Here is a 16,765-nt window from a genome sequence, read left to right on the forward strand (position 1 = left end):
TGCGGCTAATAATGAGCCACTGCTGCATGGTCATGATTTTGGCACACTCGGCGGCGCGTGGTCGGGCGGTCTCACCATGTGGTCGGTGTGAACTTTTGTATACCCACCCGCTCCACCCGTTGCGTCGGGTGGACGAGCTGCGGATTACCGCGGAGACGGCGAACGCCGCCCACGACGAGCCGCCTGCGCAGCCGCGCAGCATGAACGGTGGACGCCGACTCCGCGCGGACGAGGCCGGTCCCCGAAGGCCGCTGCGGATCCGGCCGCTCCCCCGGCGCGTCAGCGCCCACGATGTGATCGTCGACCGGTGATCGACGAGCGTGCGAGGAGAGCGGCCGGAGGCCGCCGCGACGAAGTCGCACCGCGCGAAGCGCGGCCTACCAGAGCGGCCGGAGGCCGCCGCGACGAAGTCGCACCGCGCGAAGCGCGGCGTACCAGAGCGGCCGGGGGCCGCTAGATCTTGTGGGACCAGCCGTGGGTGTCCTCCGCGCGGCCGGTTTGGATGTCGACCAACGCCTTGCGGAGTTCCATCGTGATCGGGCCCGCCTCGCCCGTGCCGACGGTCCAGTTCGCGGTGGTGGACTTGACCGAGCCGACCGGGGTGATCACCGCGGCGGTGCCGCAGGCGAAGACCTCGGTGAGGGTGCCGTCCGCGTTGCCCTCGCGCCAGTCGTCGACCGAGATCTGCGCCTCCTCCGCCGCGTAGCCGCGGTCGGCGGCCAGCCGCAGCAGCGAGTCGCGGGTGATGCCGGGCAGCAGCGAGCCGGTCAGGCGCGGGGTGACGATCCGCGCGTCCTTGCCCTCCCCGTACACGAAGTACAGGTTCATCCCGCCCATCTCCTCGATCCAGCGACGCTCGACCGCGTCCAGCCAGACCACCTGGTCACAGCCCTGCTCGATGGCCTGGGCCTGGGCGACCAGGGACGCGGCGTAGTTGCCGGCGCACTTGGCCGCGCCGGTGCCGCCGGGCACCGCGCGCACGTACTCCTGGGAGAGCCAGACCGAGACCGGCTTGACGCCGCCCGCGAAGTAGGGGCCCGCGGGCGAGGCGATCACCACGAACAGGAACTCGTTCGAGGGGCGCACGCCGAGTCCGACCTCGGTGGCGAACATGAAGGGCCGGATGTACAGGCTCTCCTCGGGCGCGCCGGGCACCCAGGCGATGTCCTGGCGGATCAGCGCGTCCACCGCGGCCACGAACAGGTCCTGGGGCAGCTCCGGCATGGCCAGGCGGCGCGCGGAGTGCTGGAAGCGCTCGGCGTTCGCGTAGGGCCGGAAGGTGGCCACGCTGCCGTCGGGGCGGCGGTAGGCCTTGAGCCCTTCGAAGATGGACTGCGCGTAGTGCAGCGTCATGTTCGCGGGGTCGATGTCCAGGGACGCGTAGGGGGTGAGCTGCGCGTCGTACCAGCCACGTCCGGCGCTCCACTTGATCGTCACCATGTGCTCGGTGAACACACGGCCGAAGCCCGGGTTCTCCAGACGTGTGGCGCGTTCGGCGTCGCTCAGCGGATGCGAGGTGGGCTTGAGGTCGATCGACAGGGGTGCCTGGGGGGAGGGCTCCCGCGGGGCTGCAGTCGTCATGGCTGGTTCTCGTCCTTCACCGTGGAGTATGGCGGGGCCGGGGCTGCGAATACCCGGCTTCCCGCACATGGACGTACTGGAAGTGTCCCGGGAACCGCACCCGCGTTCCACCCGGTGAGACGTTAACGCAGTCGACCGGGATCCCGACAGGCGCGGCCCCCGTCCCGCCGAACGACCGATTCGCCGGTCCGGCAGGGGGCACGCGTCGACGGTCCCGGTCGACGGACGTGGTGGTGCCGGCGAATCAGCCGGCTACTCGGGCGGCGAGCGCGTCGCCGATCTGCGACGTGGTGCGCGCGCCGAGGGTCGCCCGCTCGGCGAGGTCGGCGTACACGGCGGCCTCGACCCGGCGGGCCTCCTCGGTCCGGCCGAGGTGTTCGAGCAGCATGGCCACCGACAACACCGCGGCGGTGGGGTCGGCCTTGCCCTGGCCGGCGATGTCCGGCGCGGAGCCGTGCACCGGCTCGAACATGGACGGGAACTCGCCCGACGGGTTGATGTTCCCGCTGGCCGCGAGGCCGATGCCGCCCGCGATGGCGGCGGCCAGGTCGGTGATGATGTCGCCGAAGAGGTTGTCGGTGACGATCACGTCGAAGCGCTCGGGCTGGGTGACCATGAAGATGGTCGCCGCGTCCACGTGCAGGTAGTCGGTGGTGACGTCGGGGAAGTCGGCGGCCACGGCCTGGAAGATCCGCGTCCACAGGTGTCCGGCGTGGACCAGCACGTTGTTCTTGTGCACCAGGGTCAGCTTCTTGCGCGGCCGGGCCTGGGCGCGGGCGAACGCGTCGCGCACGACCCGCTCGATGCCGAACGCGGTGTTGACGCTGACCTCGGTGGCCACCTCGTGCTCGGTGCCGGTGCGCAGCGAGCCGCCGTTGCCGGTGTACGGGCCCTCGGTGCCCTCGCGGACCACCACGAAGTCGATCTTCGCGTCGGGTCCGAGGGGTGAGACGACGCCCGGCGCCAGGCGGGCCGGGCGCAGGTTGACGTGGTGGTCGAAGGCGAAGCGGAGCTTGAGCAGCAGGCCCCGCTCCAGGACCCCCGAGGGCACGCTCGGGTCGCCGATGGCGCCGAGCAGGATCGCGTCCCGGTCGCGCAACTCGGCGAGCACGCTGTCGGGCAGCGTCTCTCCCGTGCGGTGGTACAGGCGGGCACCGAGGTCGTACTCGGTGGTCTCCACCTTGACGTCGGCGGGGAGCACGGCGCCGAGGACCTTCAGGCCCTCCGCGACCACTTCCTGGCCGATGCCGTCACCGGGAACCACTGCGAGACGAATGCTGCGAGACATGCGGGGACCCTACCTTTCGTCCCATGGGCCGACACGCGGCGTCCGGATGATGGGACGCTCAGCGCTCCTCGTCGGCCGGGCCTCCGTTGTCGCGCCGGTCGAGGGCGCGCTGGAGGGCTCGGGCGGCGTTGCGGCGCGTGGTTTCGTCCATGACTGCACTTCCTTCACAAGGCTGGCGATTACACGGTGTGCGACGGACACGTGCGAGGGCCTTGTGGGCGTGCCGAAATTTCCTGCCGTACGGGGATTTCCGGAAACGGAAGGAGCCGTCTTCCCTCACGGTAGGCGACGAACGACATCGATGTCTGCAATTTACTCGGAGTTCCTACTATCTGAGACCGACAACCCCCGAACGGCCCAGACGGACAGGCGAGGCGCAGGGCCGACCGAGGTCCGGCCGACGGACCACGACCGTCGACCGGCATGCCGAAGGCCCGGGAGGAAACCTCCCGGGCCTTCGGGTGAAGCGGCGGTCGTGTCCTGTGGCCGAGACGCCGGCGGCGCGGCCTCAGTCCTCCAGGTTCACCGAGCGCACGAACGCGGCGCCGATCTCCTCGGCGATGGCGTTCAGGATCTGCGGCTCGACCGTGGTGTCGACGGTCAGCGCGACCAGCGCCTCGCCGCCCTTGGCGGCGCGGGCGACCTGCATGCCGGCGATGTTGACGCCCGCCTCGCCGAGGTGGCGGCCGATCACGCCGACCACGCCGGGCTTGTCGGCGTAGCGCAGGAAGACCATGTGCGCGGTGAGCACCAGGTCCACGTCGAAGCCGTGCACCTCGACGATCTTCTCGATGTTCTTGGGGCCCGCGAGGGTGCCGGAGACCGAGATCTCCTCGCCGTCGGCGAGCGTGCCGCGCACGGTGACCAGGTTGCGGTGGTCGGGGCTCTCCGAGCCGGTGGTGAGCCGGATCTCCACGCCGCGCTCCTGGGCGAGCAGCGGGGCGTTGACGTAGGAGACCGATTCCTCCACCACGTCGGCGAACACGCCCTTGAGCGCCGCCAACTCCAGCACCTTCACGTCGTGCTGGGTGATCTCGCCGCGCACCTCGACGTCGAGGCGGACCGCGACGCCGCCGGCCAGGGCGGTGAAGATCCGGCCCAGCTTCTCGGCGAGCGGCAGGCCCGGGCGCACGTCCTCGGCGATCACGCCGCCCTGCACGTTGACCGCGTCCGGCACCAGCTCGCCGGCGAGCGCGAGCCGGACCGACTTGGCCACCGCGACGCCGGCCTTCTCCTGCGCCTCGTCGGTACTCGCACCCAGGTGCGGCGTGGCCACCACGTTGTCGAACTCGAACAGCGGGCTGTCCGTGCACGGCTCCTTGGCGAACACGTCGAGCCCGGCGCCGGCGACCCGGCCCTCCTTGAGCGCGGACGCCAGCGCGACCTCGTCGACGATCCCGCCGCGCGCGGCGTTGACGATCCGCACCGTCGGCTTGACCCGGCGCAGCGCGTCCTCGCCGATCAGACCCAGCGTCTCCGGGGTCTTCGGCAGGTGCACGGTGATGAAGTCGGACTGCTCCAGGACCTCGTCCAGGGTGAGCAGTCGCACGCCCATCTGCGCGGCGCGGGCGGGCTGCACGTAGGGGTCGTAGGCCACGATGTTCATCCCGAACGCGGACATGCGCTGCGCGACCAGTACGCCGATCCGGCCCAGGCCGACCACGCCGAGGGTCTTCTCGGACAGCTCGACGCCGGTGTACTTGCTGCGCTTCCACTCGCCGTTCTTGAGCGCGGCGCTGCCCTGCGGGATGTTGCGCGCGACCGAGATGATCAGGCCGCAGGCCAGTTCGGCGGCGGTGACGATGTTCGAGGTCGGCGCGTTGACGACCATCACGCCGGCCTTGGTGGCGGCGGGGACGTCGACGTTGTCCAGGCCGACACCGGCGCGCGCGACGACCTTGAGCCGCCGGGCCGCGGCGATCGCCTCGGCGTCCACCTTGGTGGCACTGCGGATCAGGATGGCGTCGACGTCGGCGATCGCGGACAGCAGCTCACCGCGATCGGCACCGTCGCAGTGGCGGATCTCGAAGTCGGGTCCGAGGGCGTCGACGGTGGCCGGCGACAGTTCCTCGGCGATCAGAACGACGGGCTTGCTCACGGTTTTCCTTCGCCTGCTGCGATGACGGATGGTCGCGCGAAGCCGCACGACGGGTGGCCTGACGCGTGGCCGATCCTACCGCCGCCTTGTGAAGGACTTCACAGATGTCCGATGTGTGGACGCGGGCGTGCGAGGCACAGTTTCTGACGATCAGTCAGTTCGAGGTGCCGATCGGCGGACCGCTCCGGGCGGCCCGGGGCGTTGCTCAGTCGGCCGCCAGGAACCAGCCGATGGTGACCCGGCGCTGCCCGTTGAGGTCGAGGATGACCACCTCGCCGGACCCGGGCCGGGGCAGCGGGGCGGTGCCGCCGTAGGGCAGCAGGCGCGCTTCGCCGTCGTCGACCCGCACCTCGGCCACCGGCGCGTCCTGCGAGCCGCGCCGCCAGGTGACCCACCAGACGCCGTCGTCGCCGCACTGGAATTCGAGATGCACCCTGGACACGAACAGCCAGTCGGCCGGTGTCACGAGGTGGCAGCGGGTCGCGTCGCGACCGACCGCCAACGTCGCCCCCGGCCGGCTCGGCGCGCTTGCCATCAGCATGGCAACCGTCGCCGCGTCGTCCGCCCCCGACGTCGACGCCATGTTGAGATCGAGCACCGGTTCCTCCCCCACGCTCCTGGTCGTCAGATCCTCGGTCCGTCCCCCGTGCCGTCCCGCCCCTCGGGCCGGCCCGCCGTTCAGTCGATCGAACCGCCGCGCCGGGCGCACGGGCACGGTTCGCCACCCACAATGCCGCAGACGACCGCGGTCTGCGCGATCAGGTCCCACCCGCCGTGGACGTGCGGCGTGGTGTCCAGGTAGTCGGGTCCCAACAGATGGTTCAGTTCGGGGCAAAGCTCCGAACTATAGAAATCCCTGCGCAATTCGGTCTTGCAGCGCTCGACCGTGGCCTTGGCCATGTACAACATCTCGCACAACTCGTCGGTGGTGCGCGGGCGCTTGGTGGCCCGGCCGTGGATCCAGTCGCACGACATCGCCGCCAGCACCTCCAGACGCACCCCCTGCAGCTTGGCGCGCAACTGATCCGGGCCCACGTCGATCGTGTCCTGGACGCCGCCCAACGCGATGCCGCCCGAGTCCGACGGCCGGATCGGCTGCATCGCGCGCCACGCGAGCACCACGCTGCGCCGCCGGGCCAGATCGCTGACCAGGATGCTGCCGCTGGTCCGCGCCGGCAGCGGCAGGATCGCGCCGTACGGCATGTCCTGCGAGGTCTCGCCGCGCTTGATCCGCACGATCGCCACCGGTGTGTCCCGCGTCCCGCGCGGCCATTCCACCGTCCAGCCGCGGTCCTCGCTGTACTCGAACACGAGGTGCCTGCGGGAGACGAACAGCCAGTCGTGCGGGGTCAGCAGCGGTCGGCACGTGCTGGGATCGCGGCCCACGAACACCCGCGCGCCCGCCGCGGCGGGCGTGCGCACGCTCTTGGGGCTCGGCAGCGGATCACGTTCCGCCTCGCGGCCGTCCCGCAACGCCGTGAACGACATGTTCAGTTCGAGCATTTTCCTCTCGCCCCCTCCCGGGTCCCACCGCTCACCTGGTACCCGCGTGCGGGGCGTCGGCACCACACGGACAGGGACCGCGTCCCGTTATTCCGTGGGTGACCGCCGTCTGCGCTATCAGGTCCCAGCCGCCGTGCACGTGCCGCACGGTGTCGAGGTAGTTCGGACCGAGCAGGGAGTTCAGCTCCGGGCACAGGCCGGAGCTGTAGAACTCGCGGCGCAACTTGGTCTTGTACCGCTCGACCGTGGCGGCGGACAGGTGCAGCAGGTCGCACAGTTCCTTGGTCGACTTGGCGCGTTTGACCGGACGGCCGTGCACCCAGTCGCAGGACAGCGCGGCCAGCACCTCCATCTCCGTCTCGGAGAGGCGGTTTTGCAGCACGAACGGCGCGACGTCCTGGGTCTCGGGCACGCCGACGTCGGGCTCGGTCGGCTCCTCGCCGGGGCGTTGCGGCAGGGACACCCGCCACTCCACCAGGACCCGGCGTCGCCGGGCGAGGTCGGTGACCACCACCCGGCCCGGGCGCAGCGAACCCAGCGGCAGCGTCGCGCCGTAGGGCACCGGTTCGGACACGCCCTCGCGGTCGATCTGGACCAGTGCCACCGGGCGCGGATGCGAACCCTGGAGCCATTCCACGCTCCAGCCGCGTTCCAGGGAGTAGACGAACTCCAGGTGCACGCGCGATACGAAACGCCAGTCCTTCGGCGTGACCAGGCCACAGCGCGACGGGTCCCGGCCGATCGCGATCTTCTTGCCGGGCTCGCTTTGCACCTTCACCGTGCGCGGCCGGGCCAGGTCCGACTCCTGCTGGTCGGCGTCGTCCGACGTCGCCACGGTGAGGATCAGTTCGAGCATCGCCATCCGTCCGGTCTCGTGCCCCGCCCTGGGGCATCGCCCATCTTCGCCCGGTGAACCGTCACCAGGCCGTTCCGCCGTCCGACCGTAGGGCCCCGGGGGTACCCGACGCATCCTCCGATTGTTCCCTGGGGTCGGCGCCGGAGCGATGACCTTCCGGAACGGGCAGTGCGTCGCATTCGACCACGACCGCCGTGGCGTCGTCGTCACCGCTCTCGACGGCCGTCCTGGTCAAGGTCGTTGCGGCGTGGAAGGGGTCGCCGTGCACCAGGTCGGCGACCGTTTCGTCGGGCAGGTGGCCGACGCCGTCCGTGGCGAGGACCACACGGTCGCCGGGGTGCAGTTCGATGCGTTGCAATTCGGGTTCGGGCGCCTGGGATCCGCCGAGGGGGGTGGAGGTGAGCAGCCAGGGGCGGCCGAACTCGGCGGCGTTGCCCTGTTCGGTGAGCCGGAACGCCCGGCCGCCGCGGACCAGCCAGCACACGCTGTCGCCGCAGCCGGCCAGATGCAGCCGGCCGTGTTGCAGGACGGCGGCCACCACGGTGGTGCGCATGCCCTCGTACTGCGCGACCCCGTGCCGGCGCACCGCCAGGTCGGCCACCGCGATCGCCGCGCCGAGCCGGTCGCTCCAGCCCGCGGACAGGTCGGCGGCGGCGAGTTCGGACACCAGGGTGCGGACCGCGACGTCGGCCGCGTACCAACCGGCGGGGTGGCCGCCGAGGCCGTCGGCGACGATGAACACCTCGCCCGTCGCGGCGTAGCGGTCGTCGTTGTCCCGCGCGGTCAGCTCCGGGCCCAGGCCGCGCCGTTCGCGGCGGGCGGCCCGGCGGCGGCCGGGGTGGGAGGAGGTGGACCAGGCGGACGCCTGCACGCCGAGCGGCGGGCCGCTGCGGGCGCGGATCTCCTCCTCGGTCGCCTCGGCGCGGCGCAGGCTGTCGCTGCGCGAGGTGGTGGGCACGTCGAGTTCGTCGGGCTCCTCGACGGCGTCCGCGTCGGGCACGGCGACGGGCAGCGGTTCGGTCCGCGAGTCGGGCGTCGGGGCCGCCTCCGGGGCGTGGGGCGTTTCGGGTACGCGCGCCGCGTCGGGCGCGTAGGGCGTCTGCGGCACCCCGGCCGCCTCGGGCGTGTGCGGCGGCTCCGGCACGCGCGGCGGCTCCGTGGGCATCGGCGGCACCGAGGGCGGGGGCGGCACCGCGTGCGCGGCGGCGACCGTGGTGTCGGTGGAGCCGGCCGCGGCGATCGTGGGCGGCGGGGGCACCGCCTCGGTCCGGGACCGCGCGCCCACCGCGGGCGGGGTCACCGTGTGCGGCACCGGGTCGGGCGCGGGCTCGGCGTCCTGCTCCTCGGCCTCGAAGGTCTCGGCCGGTCGGGGCGCCCGGTCCCACGGGGACGCCGCTCGCGCCGCGCCGTCGGGCGCGCCGACCGCGGTCGGCGCGTGGTCGGGATCCGGCCGCTGCGCCGGGTCGGCCTCGTGGTCGAATTCCGGCCGGTCCGCCGGGGCCGGCGGATCATCCGTCCCGTCCGCGAAGGTGTCGTCGAACCCCCGCGGCGCCCGTGCCTCGACGGCCGGTTCGGCCGCGGGCTCCGGTGCGGCCGGCGGCTCGACCGGCGCCCGGGTCGGCGCGTCCTCGAAGTCGAGGTAGAGGTCGCCGAAGATGTCGTCGTCGACCACGGCCGGCCGCTCCGCGCGCAACTCGTCCTGCCGCAGCGTCCGTTCCGGGAAGCCACCGCGAGCCGGCACGGTCGTCTCCCGACCCGAGTCCCCTCTGCCCCTCATGTGTCTCACGCTCCACGATGTCGGACCGGAACGGCAAGTCCGGTGCGGCGATAGCACTGCCTCGTTCAAGCATGCTGCCTCGAATGCGCCGGTGGCATGTGAACCGGAGGCCAATTCCTTCGGGTTTCCCGGATCCGCCGGCTTCGACGCATCCGGATCGCGCGGGCGACGGTCCCCCGCGCGCGCCCCGGCACGGCGCCCGGCCGGCGCGCACCGACACCCGACACGCACACGGGTTCGACGCGGGGTTCGCACACGGGTTCAGGACGGCCCGGTCCGGACCGCTTCCGAGCCGTCCGCGAGCAGCCCCGCGAGCGCGGCCCGACCGCGCGAGAGGCGGGCCTTGATGGTCCCCTCCGGCGCCCCCTCGTGCGCGGCGATCTCGGCGACCGACAGGCCGCCCATGTGGTGCATCACCACCGCGCGCCGCTGCGCCTCGGGGATCTGCCGCAACGCGGTGACCAGCGCGACCGATTCGGGGCCCGGCGCGGGCAGGTCGCGGTCCGGACCGTGCCGGATCCAACTCTTGAGCGCGGTCCGGGTGCGCCGCCAGCGGCTGACCGCGATGCGCTGGCCGACCAGTCGGATCCAGGCGACCGGGTTCTCGTACGAGCTGATCCGGTCCCAGTCCTTCCAGGCCCGGATGTAGGCCTCCTGCGCGGCCTCCTGGGCCTCGCCGAGATCCCCGGTGAGCGCGTACAGGTGGGCGACCAGGGCGCCGTGGCTCTCCGCGTAGAACACGTCGAAATCGGGGCGATCGCCCTTGTCCCGTCCCATTGTGTTCCCCCGCGTCCCGTCGCGGCGTGTTTCGTCCTGCCGTGACCCGGTACTTTATCCGGCCCCGGGCGTGCATCCGATCCCGGTTCGGGTCGCCGAATCCCCGGCCCGGGTTTCTCTCCCCCACCCACGCACGCGAAGCGGTGATCGGTTCCGTGTACCGACCAACCGAGTACCGGCGAGGCATACCAGCGCCACCGTCACACCGGCGCCGAACAGCGCCCGGCGCACGTGCCGCCGCCGGGCGCACAGTGCCCGGATCGAGGGGCGCCCGGCGCCCGGAGCGGCGGCGAGGAGGCGACCCACATCACGTTCGAGCGCGCCGAACACACCGGCGATCGCCTCCTCCTCGGTCATGGTCGCGCATCCCCCGTCACTCACCCTGCCGGGCCGTGTGACACGTCCGGTACGGTGCACACGCGTGCCGGCGCGCGGGGGTTGCGCCCGGGCGCGCGGTCGGGTGATCGGGCGGGCGGATCGCCCTCACGGCCGGCCCATCGCCTCCCTGGCCCGGTCCTTGCCGACGGTGAAGTTGACGTTCGAGGTGGTGTCGTAGCCGGGCAGTTCGTTGTCCCGACCGTGTGTGTGGGCCCAGTCGGCGGCGATCTGCTGCATGTAGCCGCGCCCCCACGCGTGTTGGTCGGCGATCTCGCGGTCGGTCTGCGCCGAGGTGTCCACCTGGCTGTGCTGCGCGGCGTAGTCGGCGGTCAGGGTGACCACCCGGGACAGCGGCTCGGCGACCATGGTCGGCAGCGGGCTCATCTTGACCGCGCCGGCGACCACGTTGGCGGCGCCCTTGCCGGTCCAGGTGGTCTGGTCGTTGTACTCCTTGTCGCCGACCACCTGCCGGTGCCGCATCGCCTCGGTGCGCACCTCGTCCAGCATGCCGACCACCTGGGCCGAGTCGGCCAGATGCCGGTCGGCGGAGATGCCTGCGGGCGGGTTGCCGGTCGAGACGCGCTCCAAGCCGACCGCGATGAAGGCGTGTTCGGCGTCGGCCATCCGCCGGAACGCTTTGGGGTCCTCGGCCAGGACCGCCATCGTGCGCATCAGGTCGTGGTCGGGGGTGCCGCCGAGGAAGGTGGCCCGGGCCTCCCCCGAGTCGGGGAACAGCGGGTCCGGGCCCGAGGATCCGCCCGCGCGGTCGTTGCGCAACTCGTTGTGGATGTCGGGCATGTACGAGGCCACCGCGTTGGTGACGCTGTCCCGGTAGTCGGCGAAGTGCCCGCCGGGGCCCTCCTGTCCGATGGTGTGCATCGCGTCGGCGAAGATCCGCGCGCCCGCCTCGGTGTGCGCGCCGCCCGTGGTCGCGCCCGCCGGATGCCCCGGTGGCGGCCGCCTCGAACGCCTGGCCGAACAGGTCGGCCGGCGAGCCGGGCCCGGTCTCGTTGCCCCAGTCCCGCCGCTTCATCAGGTAGTGCAGGTTGTCGCCCGACTTCGGGTCGAGGACCTGCTCGGCGGCGCTCGGGTCGCGCCCGAGCGCGTGCATCAGACCGGACAGCTGATCGAGGTCGTGCCCGTCGGGTCCCATCGCCGCGGCCAGGACCGGGAATCGGTCGGATGTCGGCGGGACGGGCTCGTGCGGGTGGTGGCCGTCCCGGTCGAAGGCGACCATGTCCTTGCCCACGTCGGCGAGGAACCGCGTGTCCCAGTCCCCCTGGTGCAGCCAGTTGCCGATCAGCTGGTATCCGGCGAGGTGGTGCTTGGGGATGTCCCGGAGTTCGTAGGACTCGCGGCCGGCCGCCTTGAGCCCGTCGATCCAGGTCCGCGTCACGTGCGGCTGCCCGGTGGACCGCGTGGCGGTGGTGGATTCGGGGATGTCGACGCCGGTCCCGTTCCGGCCCTTGTCGACCACGTCGGTCTCGAGCCGCAACAGCCCGTCGGGGCCCAGGGTGTTCAGCAGGTTGGTGGCGAAGATCGACGACTTCTCGTTGCCGTGCAGGAGGTTGCGCAATTCCTCGACCTCCTCCGGCGTCGGCGAGTCGACCCGCTTGGCCAACTCCGCGGCACGGATGGAGTCGGGCAGTTCGCCGCCGCCGACCGCGTTCGCGTTGAACGAGGTGCCACTGGTGCCGATGTCGCCCTTGAGCGCCGAGGCGGCCCGCGCGTCGGCGTCGTTCGCGTCGTCGAGCGCGCTCTCGAACCTGTGCCGGAACTCCTCCGCCAGTCCCCGCATCCTGTTCGTGTGTGCCTCGATGTCCTGCGGATCCGGCTGGTGTCCCTGCGCCTTGAGCGGTCCCCAGGTGAGCGAGCCGTCGTCGGCCACCGTCAATTCGTGTGCCCGGGCGTCGGCGATCGCGTCGGTCAGCCGCTTCTTCGCCCCGCCGATGTCCTCCGCCGCGTCGCGCAGGATCGCGCGGATCGCCCGGAGTTCGGTCTTGCCGCCCTCGAACACCTCGTCCAGGCCCCGGTATCGGGCCGGCGTGGCCTTGGCGGAGGGCCCGTCCCATCGACCGGTGACCGTCAACGCCCTCGCGTCGACCCGGATCAGCTGCTGGTTGTGATTCCAGCCAGGACGCGAAGTCGTAGAACTCCTGGGCCGATTCGTGCAGCGCCTCGGTCCGCAGGTCGCGCAGCCGGGCAAAGCCGACCACGGTCAACTCACCTTGCCGGCAAGGGAGATGGTGACGGCGTGCTCGTTGCGGTCGTAGTTGTCGGCGATCGAGTACAGCCCGTCGGAGATCTCGCCCAGATCGGCGGTCAGCCGCGCGATCTGCTCCTTCCACCGCGCGGTGGTCAGCGGAGCGGCCAACCGCCAACCGGCGCACGCGGTCCTGGCGCTCAGCGCGTCCGGCACCGACCGTACGGTGTTCACCTCGCCGGCGGTCACGTGCAACGTCTTGGCGGAGGCGCGCAGTTGTCGCGCCTCGACCTTGGTCTTGTCGTTCGGTCCGGTGGTGCCGCCGTTGCCGGGCGGGATCACGCTCTGCGGCATATCGGGGTTCAGCACGGTTCGGATCTTCGAGGGATCACTCATGATCGCCGAGTCAAGCGATCATGGGATGGCGCTCGAAACCGACGCGTGGTGAAGCCGGCGTGAACGACGGGGGCCCGATCCGGAAAGTGCCCCGGACCGATCCGGTCCGGGGCACCCACGCCGCCGTGTGGCGGGCAACTCGTCGAGGATCAGGCCTCGTTGGTCACCCAGCTCATCATCTTGCGCAGCTCCTTGCCGGTGGTCTCCAGCTTGTGCTCGGCGTCGGCCTTCACGTACTCCTTGTACTTGGGCAGACCCGCCTCGTACTCCGCCATCCACGCGGTCGCGAACGAGCCGTCCTGGATCTCGGCGAGGACCTTCTTCATCTCCGCCTTGGTGTCGGCGGTGATGATCCGGGGGCCGGTGATGTAGTCGCCCCACTCGGCGGTCTCGGAGACCGACCAGCGCATCTTCTCCAGGCCGCCCTCGTACATGAGGTCGACGATCAGCTTCAGCTCGTGCATGCACTCGAAGTAGGCGATCTCCGGCTGGTAGCCGGCCTCGACCAGGGTCTCGAAGCCCGCCTTGACCAGCGCCGAGGCGCCGCCGCAGAGCACCGCCTGCTCGCCGAACAGGTCGGTCTCGGTCTCCTCGGTGAAGGTGGTCTTGATCACGCCGGCGCGGGTGCCGCCGATGCCCTTCGCGTAGGAGAGCGCGAGCGCGAGGGCCTCGCCCGACGCGTCCTGCTCGACCGCGACGATGCACGGCACGCCGCGACCCTCTTCGTACTGCCGGCGCACGAGGTGGCCCGGGCCCTTGGGGGCGACCATGCACACGTCGATGTTGGCCGGCGGCTTGATGAAGCCGAACCGGATGTTGAAGCCGTGCCCGAAGAACAGCGCGTCGCCGTCCTGGAGGTTGGGCTCCACTGCCTCCGCGTAGACCTTGGCCTGGACCGGGTCCGGGGTGAGGATCATGATGACGCTCGCCTCGGCGGCGGCCTCGGCGGGGGTGACCACGCGCAGACCGGCCTCCTCGGCCTTGGTCCGGCTCTTCGAGCCCTCCAGCAGACCGACCCGCACGTCGACGCCGGAGTCCCGCAGGGACAACGCGTGGGCGTGGCCCTGGCTGCCGTAGCCGAGCACCGCGACCTTGCGGTTCTGAATGATGGACAGGTCGGCGTCGTCGTCGTAGAACAGCTCGGCCACTTCGGGGTTCTCCTTCAAGACGGGTGTTTCCGGGGGCCACGCCCCGCTCGTCATCTTCCCAAATCACGAGCGGGCCGCGGGTCCGCGGTCTGCAATGTGGACCGTGCCGGACCGGGGGTAGGGGGTCCGGTCGAGCCGGTGTCAGGCCGAGCGCTCCACCGACCGCAACGAGCGGTCGGTGATCGAGCGGCCGCCGCGGCCGATGGCCACGACGCCGGACTGGACGAGTTCCTTGATGCCGAACGGCTCCAGCATGCGCAACATCGCGGCGAGCTTGTCGGGGCCGCCGGTGGCCTCGACGGTGACCGCCTCCGGCGAGACGTCGACCGTCTTGGCGCGGAAGAGCTGGACGATCTCCACCACCTGCGAGCGGGTCTCGTGATCGGCGCGCACCTTGACCAGCAGGAGTTGGCGCTGCACCGACGCGGGCGGGTCCAGCTCGACGATCTTGAGCACGTTGACCAGCTTGTTCAGCTGCTTGGTCACCTGCTCCAGCGGCAGTTCCTCGACCACGCTGACCACGATGGTGATCCGGGAGATGTCCGGATGCTCGGTGGTGCCGACCGCGAGCGAATCGATGTTGAAGCCCCGACGCGAGAACAGGGCGGTGATCCGGGCGAGGACACCGGGCTTGTTCTCGACGAGGACCGAAAGGGTGTGCTTGGACATGATCGCTGGACTCCTATGCCTTCCTGATGCCCTGTCGGCCTGTTCAGTCGTCCGAGTCGCCGAAGTCGGGGCGCACGTCGCGCGCCGCCATGACCTCGTCGTTGGAGGAACCGGCCGCGACCATCGGCCACACCATCGCGTCCTGGTGGACGACGAAGTCGATGACCACGGGCGCGTCGTTGATCGACATCGCCTTGTGGATGGTCTCGTCCAGCTGATCCGGGCTCTCGCAGCGCAGTCCGACGCAGCCCATCGCCTCGGCGAGCTTGACGAAGTCGGGCAGCCGGCGGCTCTGCAGGTCGGTGTTGGAGTAGCGCTCGTTGTAGAAGAGCGTCTGCCACTGGCGGACCATGCCCAGGGTGCCGTTGTTGATGATGGCGACCTTGATCGGGATGTTGTTGACGGCGCAGGTGACCAGTTCCTGGTTGGTCATCTGGAAGCAGCCGTCGCCGTCGATCGCCCACACCGTGGTGTCCGGCATGCCGGCCTTGGCGCCCATCGCGGCGGGCACCGAATAACCCATGGTCCCGGCGCCGCCGGAGTTGAGCCAGGTGTACGGCTTCTCGTAGCGGATGAACTGCGAGGCCCACATCTGGTGTTGCCCGACGCCGGAGGCGAAGATCGTGTCCGGCCCGGAGATCGCGCCGAGGCGCTCGATCACCAGTTGCGGCGACAGCGAGCCGTCGGCCGGCAGGTCGTAGCCCAGCGGGTAGGTGTCGCGCCAGCGGTTCAGCGCGGTCCACCATTCCTGGTAGTCGCCGAACCGGCCGGCCTCGTGCTCGGCCTGGACCGCGACCACCAGGTCGGCGATCACCTCGCGGGCGTCGCCGACGATCGGCACGTCGGCGGTGCGGTTCTTGGAGATCTCGGCGGGGTCGATGTCGGCGTGCACGATGGTGGCGTGCGGCGCGAAGGTGTCCAGCCGGCCGGTGACCCGGTCGTCGAAGCGGGCGCCCAGGGCGAAGATCAGGTCCGACTTCTGCAGCGCGGTGACGGCGGCGACGGTGCCGTGCATCCCGGGCATGCCCAGGTGTTGCGGGTGGCTGTCGGGGAACGCGCCGAGCGCCATCAGCGTGGTGACCACCGGCGCGCCGGTCAGCTCGGCGAGGATCTTCAGCTCGGCCGACGCGTGGGCCTTGAGCACGCCGCCGCCGACGTACAGGACCGGGCGCTTGGCCTCGCTGAGCAGCCGGGCGGCCTCGCGGATCTGCTTGGCGTGCGGCCGGGTGACCGGGCGGTAGCCGGGCAGTTCGGGGGTGCCGTTCCAGACGAAGTCCGTGGTCGCCTGGAGGGCGTCCTTGGAGATGTCGACCAGGACCGGGCCGGGCCGGCCGGTGGAGGCGATGTGGAACGCCGCGGCGATCGTGGGCGCGATCTCGGCCGGGTCGGTGACCAGGAAGTTGTGCTTGGTGATCGGCATCGTGATGCCGCAGATGTCCGCCTCCTGGAAGGCGTCCGTACCGATCGCGGCGCTGGCCACCTGGCCGGTGATGGCGACGATCGGGACCGAGTCCATGTGCGCGTCGGCGATCGGGGTCACCAGGTTGGTCGCGCCGGGGCCCGAAGTGGCCATGCACACCCCGACCTTGCCGGTGGCCTGGGCGTAGCCCTCGGCGGCGTGGCCGGCACCCTGCTCGTGCCGGACCAGGACGTGGCGCACCTTCGTCGAGTCCATCATCGGATCGTAGGCGGGAAGAATCGCGCCCCCGGGAATGCCGAAGACCGTGTCCACCCCTGCGGCTTCCAGGGAGCGGATCAGCGCTTGGGCTCCTGTCACCTGATCGGTCATGCTGTCGTCTCTTCTCGATCTGAAGTCGGCATATCGAGTGGGGCGCGAGGCCCGGACCCGTCGGACTGCAACAAAAAACCCCCCGTGCCGTTAGGCAAGCGAGGGGGGCGCGCGAACCGACTCGGTGGTCAGTTCACGCGCTTCTCAAGTACGAGGATTCGGGTCTGCATGCCCGCGACTCTCCCTCTGCGCCGGTATACGTGTCAAGCCGGGCCCTCGCACGTCTCATTATTCGAGACGCGTTGTCCAGATTTGATCAAGTCCGCAGGCGGGCGAGGGGCATGGGCGGCGGGACGCGGGGG

13 protein-coding genes and 1 pseudogene are annotated in these 16,765 nt (G+C 71.1%); 1 reads left to right on the forward strand and 13 read right to left on the reverse strand.

The genetic code is table 11. The annotated features are described in order from the left end of the window. Nucleotides 1-453: 453 nt before the first annotated feature. From ACFRCG_RS31180 to ACFRCG_RS31220, 9 genes are all read right to left on the reverse strand, one after another. Entirely contained in the window at nt 454-1,581 is a 1,128-nt protein-coding gene (locus ACFRCG_RS31180; protein ID WP_380037582.1) for a branched-chain amino acid aminotransferase, read from the reverse strand. A gap of 244 nt (nt 1,582-1,825) precedes the next feature. Continuing rightward, the gene (locus ACFRCG_RS31185; RefSeq protein WP_078975292.1) at nt 1,826-2,869 is read right to left on the reverse strand and encodes a 3-isopropylmalate dehydrogenase; all 1,044 of its coding nucleotides are present in this window, start codon (nt 2,867-2,869) and stop codon (nt 1,826-1,828) included. 508 nt (nt 2,870-3,377) lie between these two features. Continuing rightward, nucleotides 3,378-4,967, reverse strand: coding sequence for a phosphoglycerate dehydrogenase (serA, locus tag ACFRCG_RS31190; RefSeq protein WP_379995192.1), 1,590 nt, complete (start codon nt 4,965-4,967; stop codon nt 3,378-3,380). A 205-nt stretch (nt 4,968-5,172) separates the two neighbouring features. Continuing rightward, nucleotides 5,173-5,565 carry an FHA domain-containing protein gene (locus ACFRCG_RS31195; RefSeq protein ID WP_380037584.1) on the reverse strand — a complete coding sequence of 131 codons (393 nt, stop codon included), beginning with the start codon at nt 5,563-5,565 and terminating at the stop codon, nt 5,173-5,175. 80 nt (nt 5,566-5,645) lie between these two features. Beyond that, nucleotides 5,646-6,470: a hypothetical protein gene (locus ACFRCG_RS31200; RefSeq protein ID WP_380037586.1), complete on the reverse strand. Its 825-nt coding sequence runs from the start codon at nt 6,468-6,470 to the stop codon at nt 5,646-5,648. Nucleotides 6,471-6,501: 31 nt separating this feature from the next. Beyond that, complete coding sequence (locus ACFRCG_RS31205) at nt 6,502-7,332, reverse strand: hypothetical protein (RefSeq protein WP_078975295.1); 831 nt, start codon at nt 7,330-7,332, stop codon at nt 6,502-6,504. Between the two features lie 55 nt (nt 7,333-7,387). Then, nucleotides 7,388-9,103: a protein phosphatase 2C domain-containing protein gene (locus ACFRCG_RS31210; RefSeq protein WP_380037588.1), complete on the reverse strand. Its 1,716-nt coding sequence runs from the start codon at nt 9,101-9,103 to the stop codon at nt 7,388-7,390. Nucleotides 9,104-9,364: 261 nt separating this feature from the next. After that, nucleotides 9,365-9,880, reverse strand: a complete 516-nt coding sequence (locus ACFRCG_RS31215; protein ID WP_379995184.1) for a SigE family RNA polymerase sigma factor — start codon at nt 9,878-9,880, stop codon at nt 9,365-9,367. A 483-nt stretch (nt 9,881-10,363) separates the two neighbouring features. Then, nucleotides 10,364-11,137, reverse strand: coding sequence for a hypothetical protein (locus ACFRCG_RS31220; RefSeq protein ID WP_380037590.1), 774 nt, complete (start codon nt 11,135-11,137; stop codon nt 10,364-10,366). Between the two features lie 635 nt (nt 11,138-11,772). Here ACFRCG_RS31220 and ACFRCG_RS31225 point away from each other — a divergent pair. Beyond that, a complete protein-coding gene (locus ACFRCG_RS31225) occupies nt 11,773-12,384 on the forward strand; it encodes a hypothetical protein (RefSeq protein ID WP_380037592.1) in 612 nt (203 codons plus the stop codon). 92 nt (nt 12,385-12,476) lie between these two features. Here ACFRCG_RS31225 and ACFRCG_RS31230 read toward each other — a convergent pair whose 3' ends face one another. From ACFRCG_RS31230 to ACFRCG_RS31245, 4 genes and pseudogenes are all read right to left on the reverse strand, one after another. Beyond that, on the reverse strand, nt 12,477-12,857 hold the full coding sequence (locus ACFRCG_RS31230; protein ID WP_380037594.1) for a hypothetical protein: 381 nt from the start codon (nt 12,855-12,857) through the stop codon (nt 12,477-12,479). A 149-nt stretch (nt 12,858-13,006) separates the two neighbouring features. Further along, entirely contained in the window at nt 13,007-14,005 is a 999-nt protein-coding gene (gene ilvC / locus ACFRCG_RS31235; protein WP_126642865.1) for a ketol-acid reductoisomerase, read from the reverse strand. A 141-nt stretch (nt 14,006-14,146) separates the two neighbouring features. Further along, nucleotides 14,147-14,674: an acetolactate synthase small subunit gene (gene ilvN, locus ACFRCG_RS31240; protein ID WP_020556335.1), complete on the reverse strand. Its 528-nt coding sequence runs from the start codon at nt 14,672-14,674 to the stop codon at nt 14,147-14,149. A 43-nt stretch (nt 14,675-14,717) separates the two neighbouring features. Then, a pseudogene (locus ACFRCG_RS31245) lies at nt 14,718-16,490 on the reverse strand (acetolactate synthase large subunit); the annotation flags it as partial. Nucleotides 16,491-16,765: the final 275 nt, after the last annotated feature.

This window comes from Embleya sp. NPDC056575 (genome assembly GCF_042793325.1).
Lineage (GTDB): Bacteria > Actinomycetota > Actinomycetes > Streptomycetales > Streptomycetaceae > Embleya.

Excerpts from the sequence above, each read along its gene's own strand:
- ACFRCG_RS31220 (WP_380037590.1), bottom strand. The coding sequence starts at position 11,137 with ATGCACACCATCGGACAGGAGGGCCCCGGCGGGCACTTCGCCGACTAC.
- ACFRCG_RS31180 (WP_380037582.1), bottom strand. The coding sequence starts at position 1,581 with ATGACGACTGCAGCCCCGCGGGAGCCCTCCCCCCAGGCACCCCTGTCG.
- ACFRCG_RS31200 (WP_380037586.1), bottom strand. The coding sequence starts at position 6,470 with ATGCTCGAACTGAACATGTCGTTCACGGCGTTGCGGGACGGCCGCGAG.
- ACFRCG_RS31185 (WP_078975292.1), bottom strand. The coding sequence starts at position 2,869 with ATGTCTCGCAGCATTCGTCTCGCAGTGGTTCCCGGTGACGGCATCGGC.
- ACFRCG_RS31230 (WP_380037594.1), bottom strand. The coding sequence starts at position 12,857 with ATGAGTGATCCCTCGAAGATCCGAACCGTGCTGAACCCCGATATGCCG.
- ACFRCG_RS31210 (WP_380037588.1), bottom strand. The coding sequence starts at position 9,103 with ATGAGGGGCAGAGGGGACTCGGGTCGGGAGACGACCGTGCCGGCTCGC.
- ACFRCG_RS31215 (WP_379995184.1), bottom strand. The coding sequence starts at position 9,880 with ATGGGACGGGACAAGGGCGATCGCCCCGATTTCGACGTGTTCTACGCG.
- ilvN (WP_020556335.1), bottom strand. The coding sequence starts at position 14,674 with ATGTCCAAGCACACCCTTTCGGTCCTCGTCGAGAACAAGCCCGGTGTC.
- ACFRCG_RS31205 (WP_078975295.1), bottom strand. The coding sequence starts at position 7,332 with ATGGCGATGCTCGAACTGATCCTCACCGTGGCGACGTCGGACGACGCC.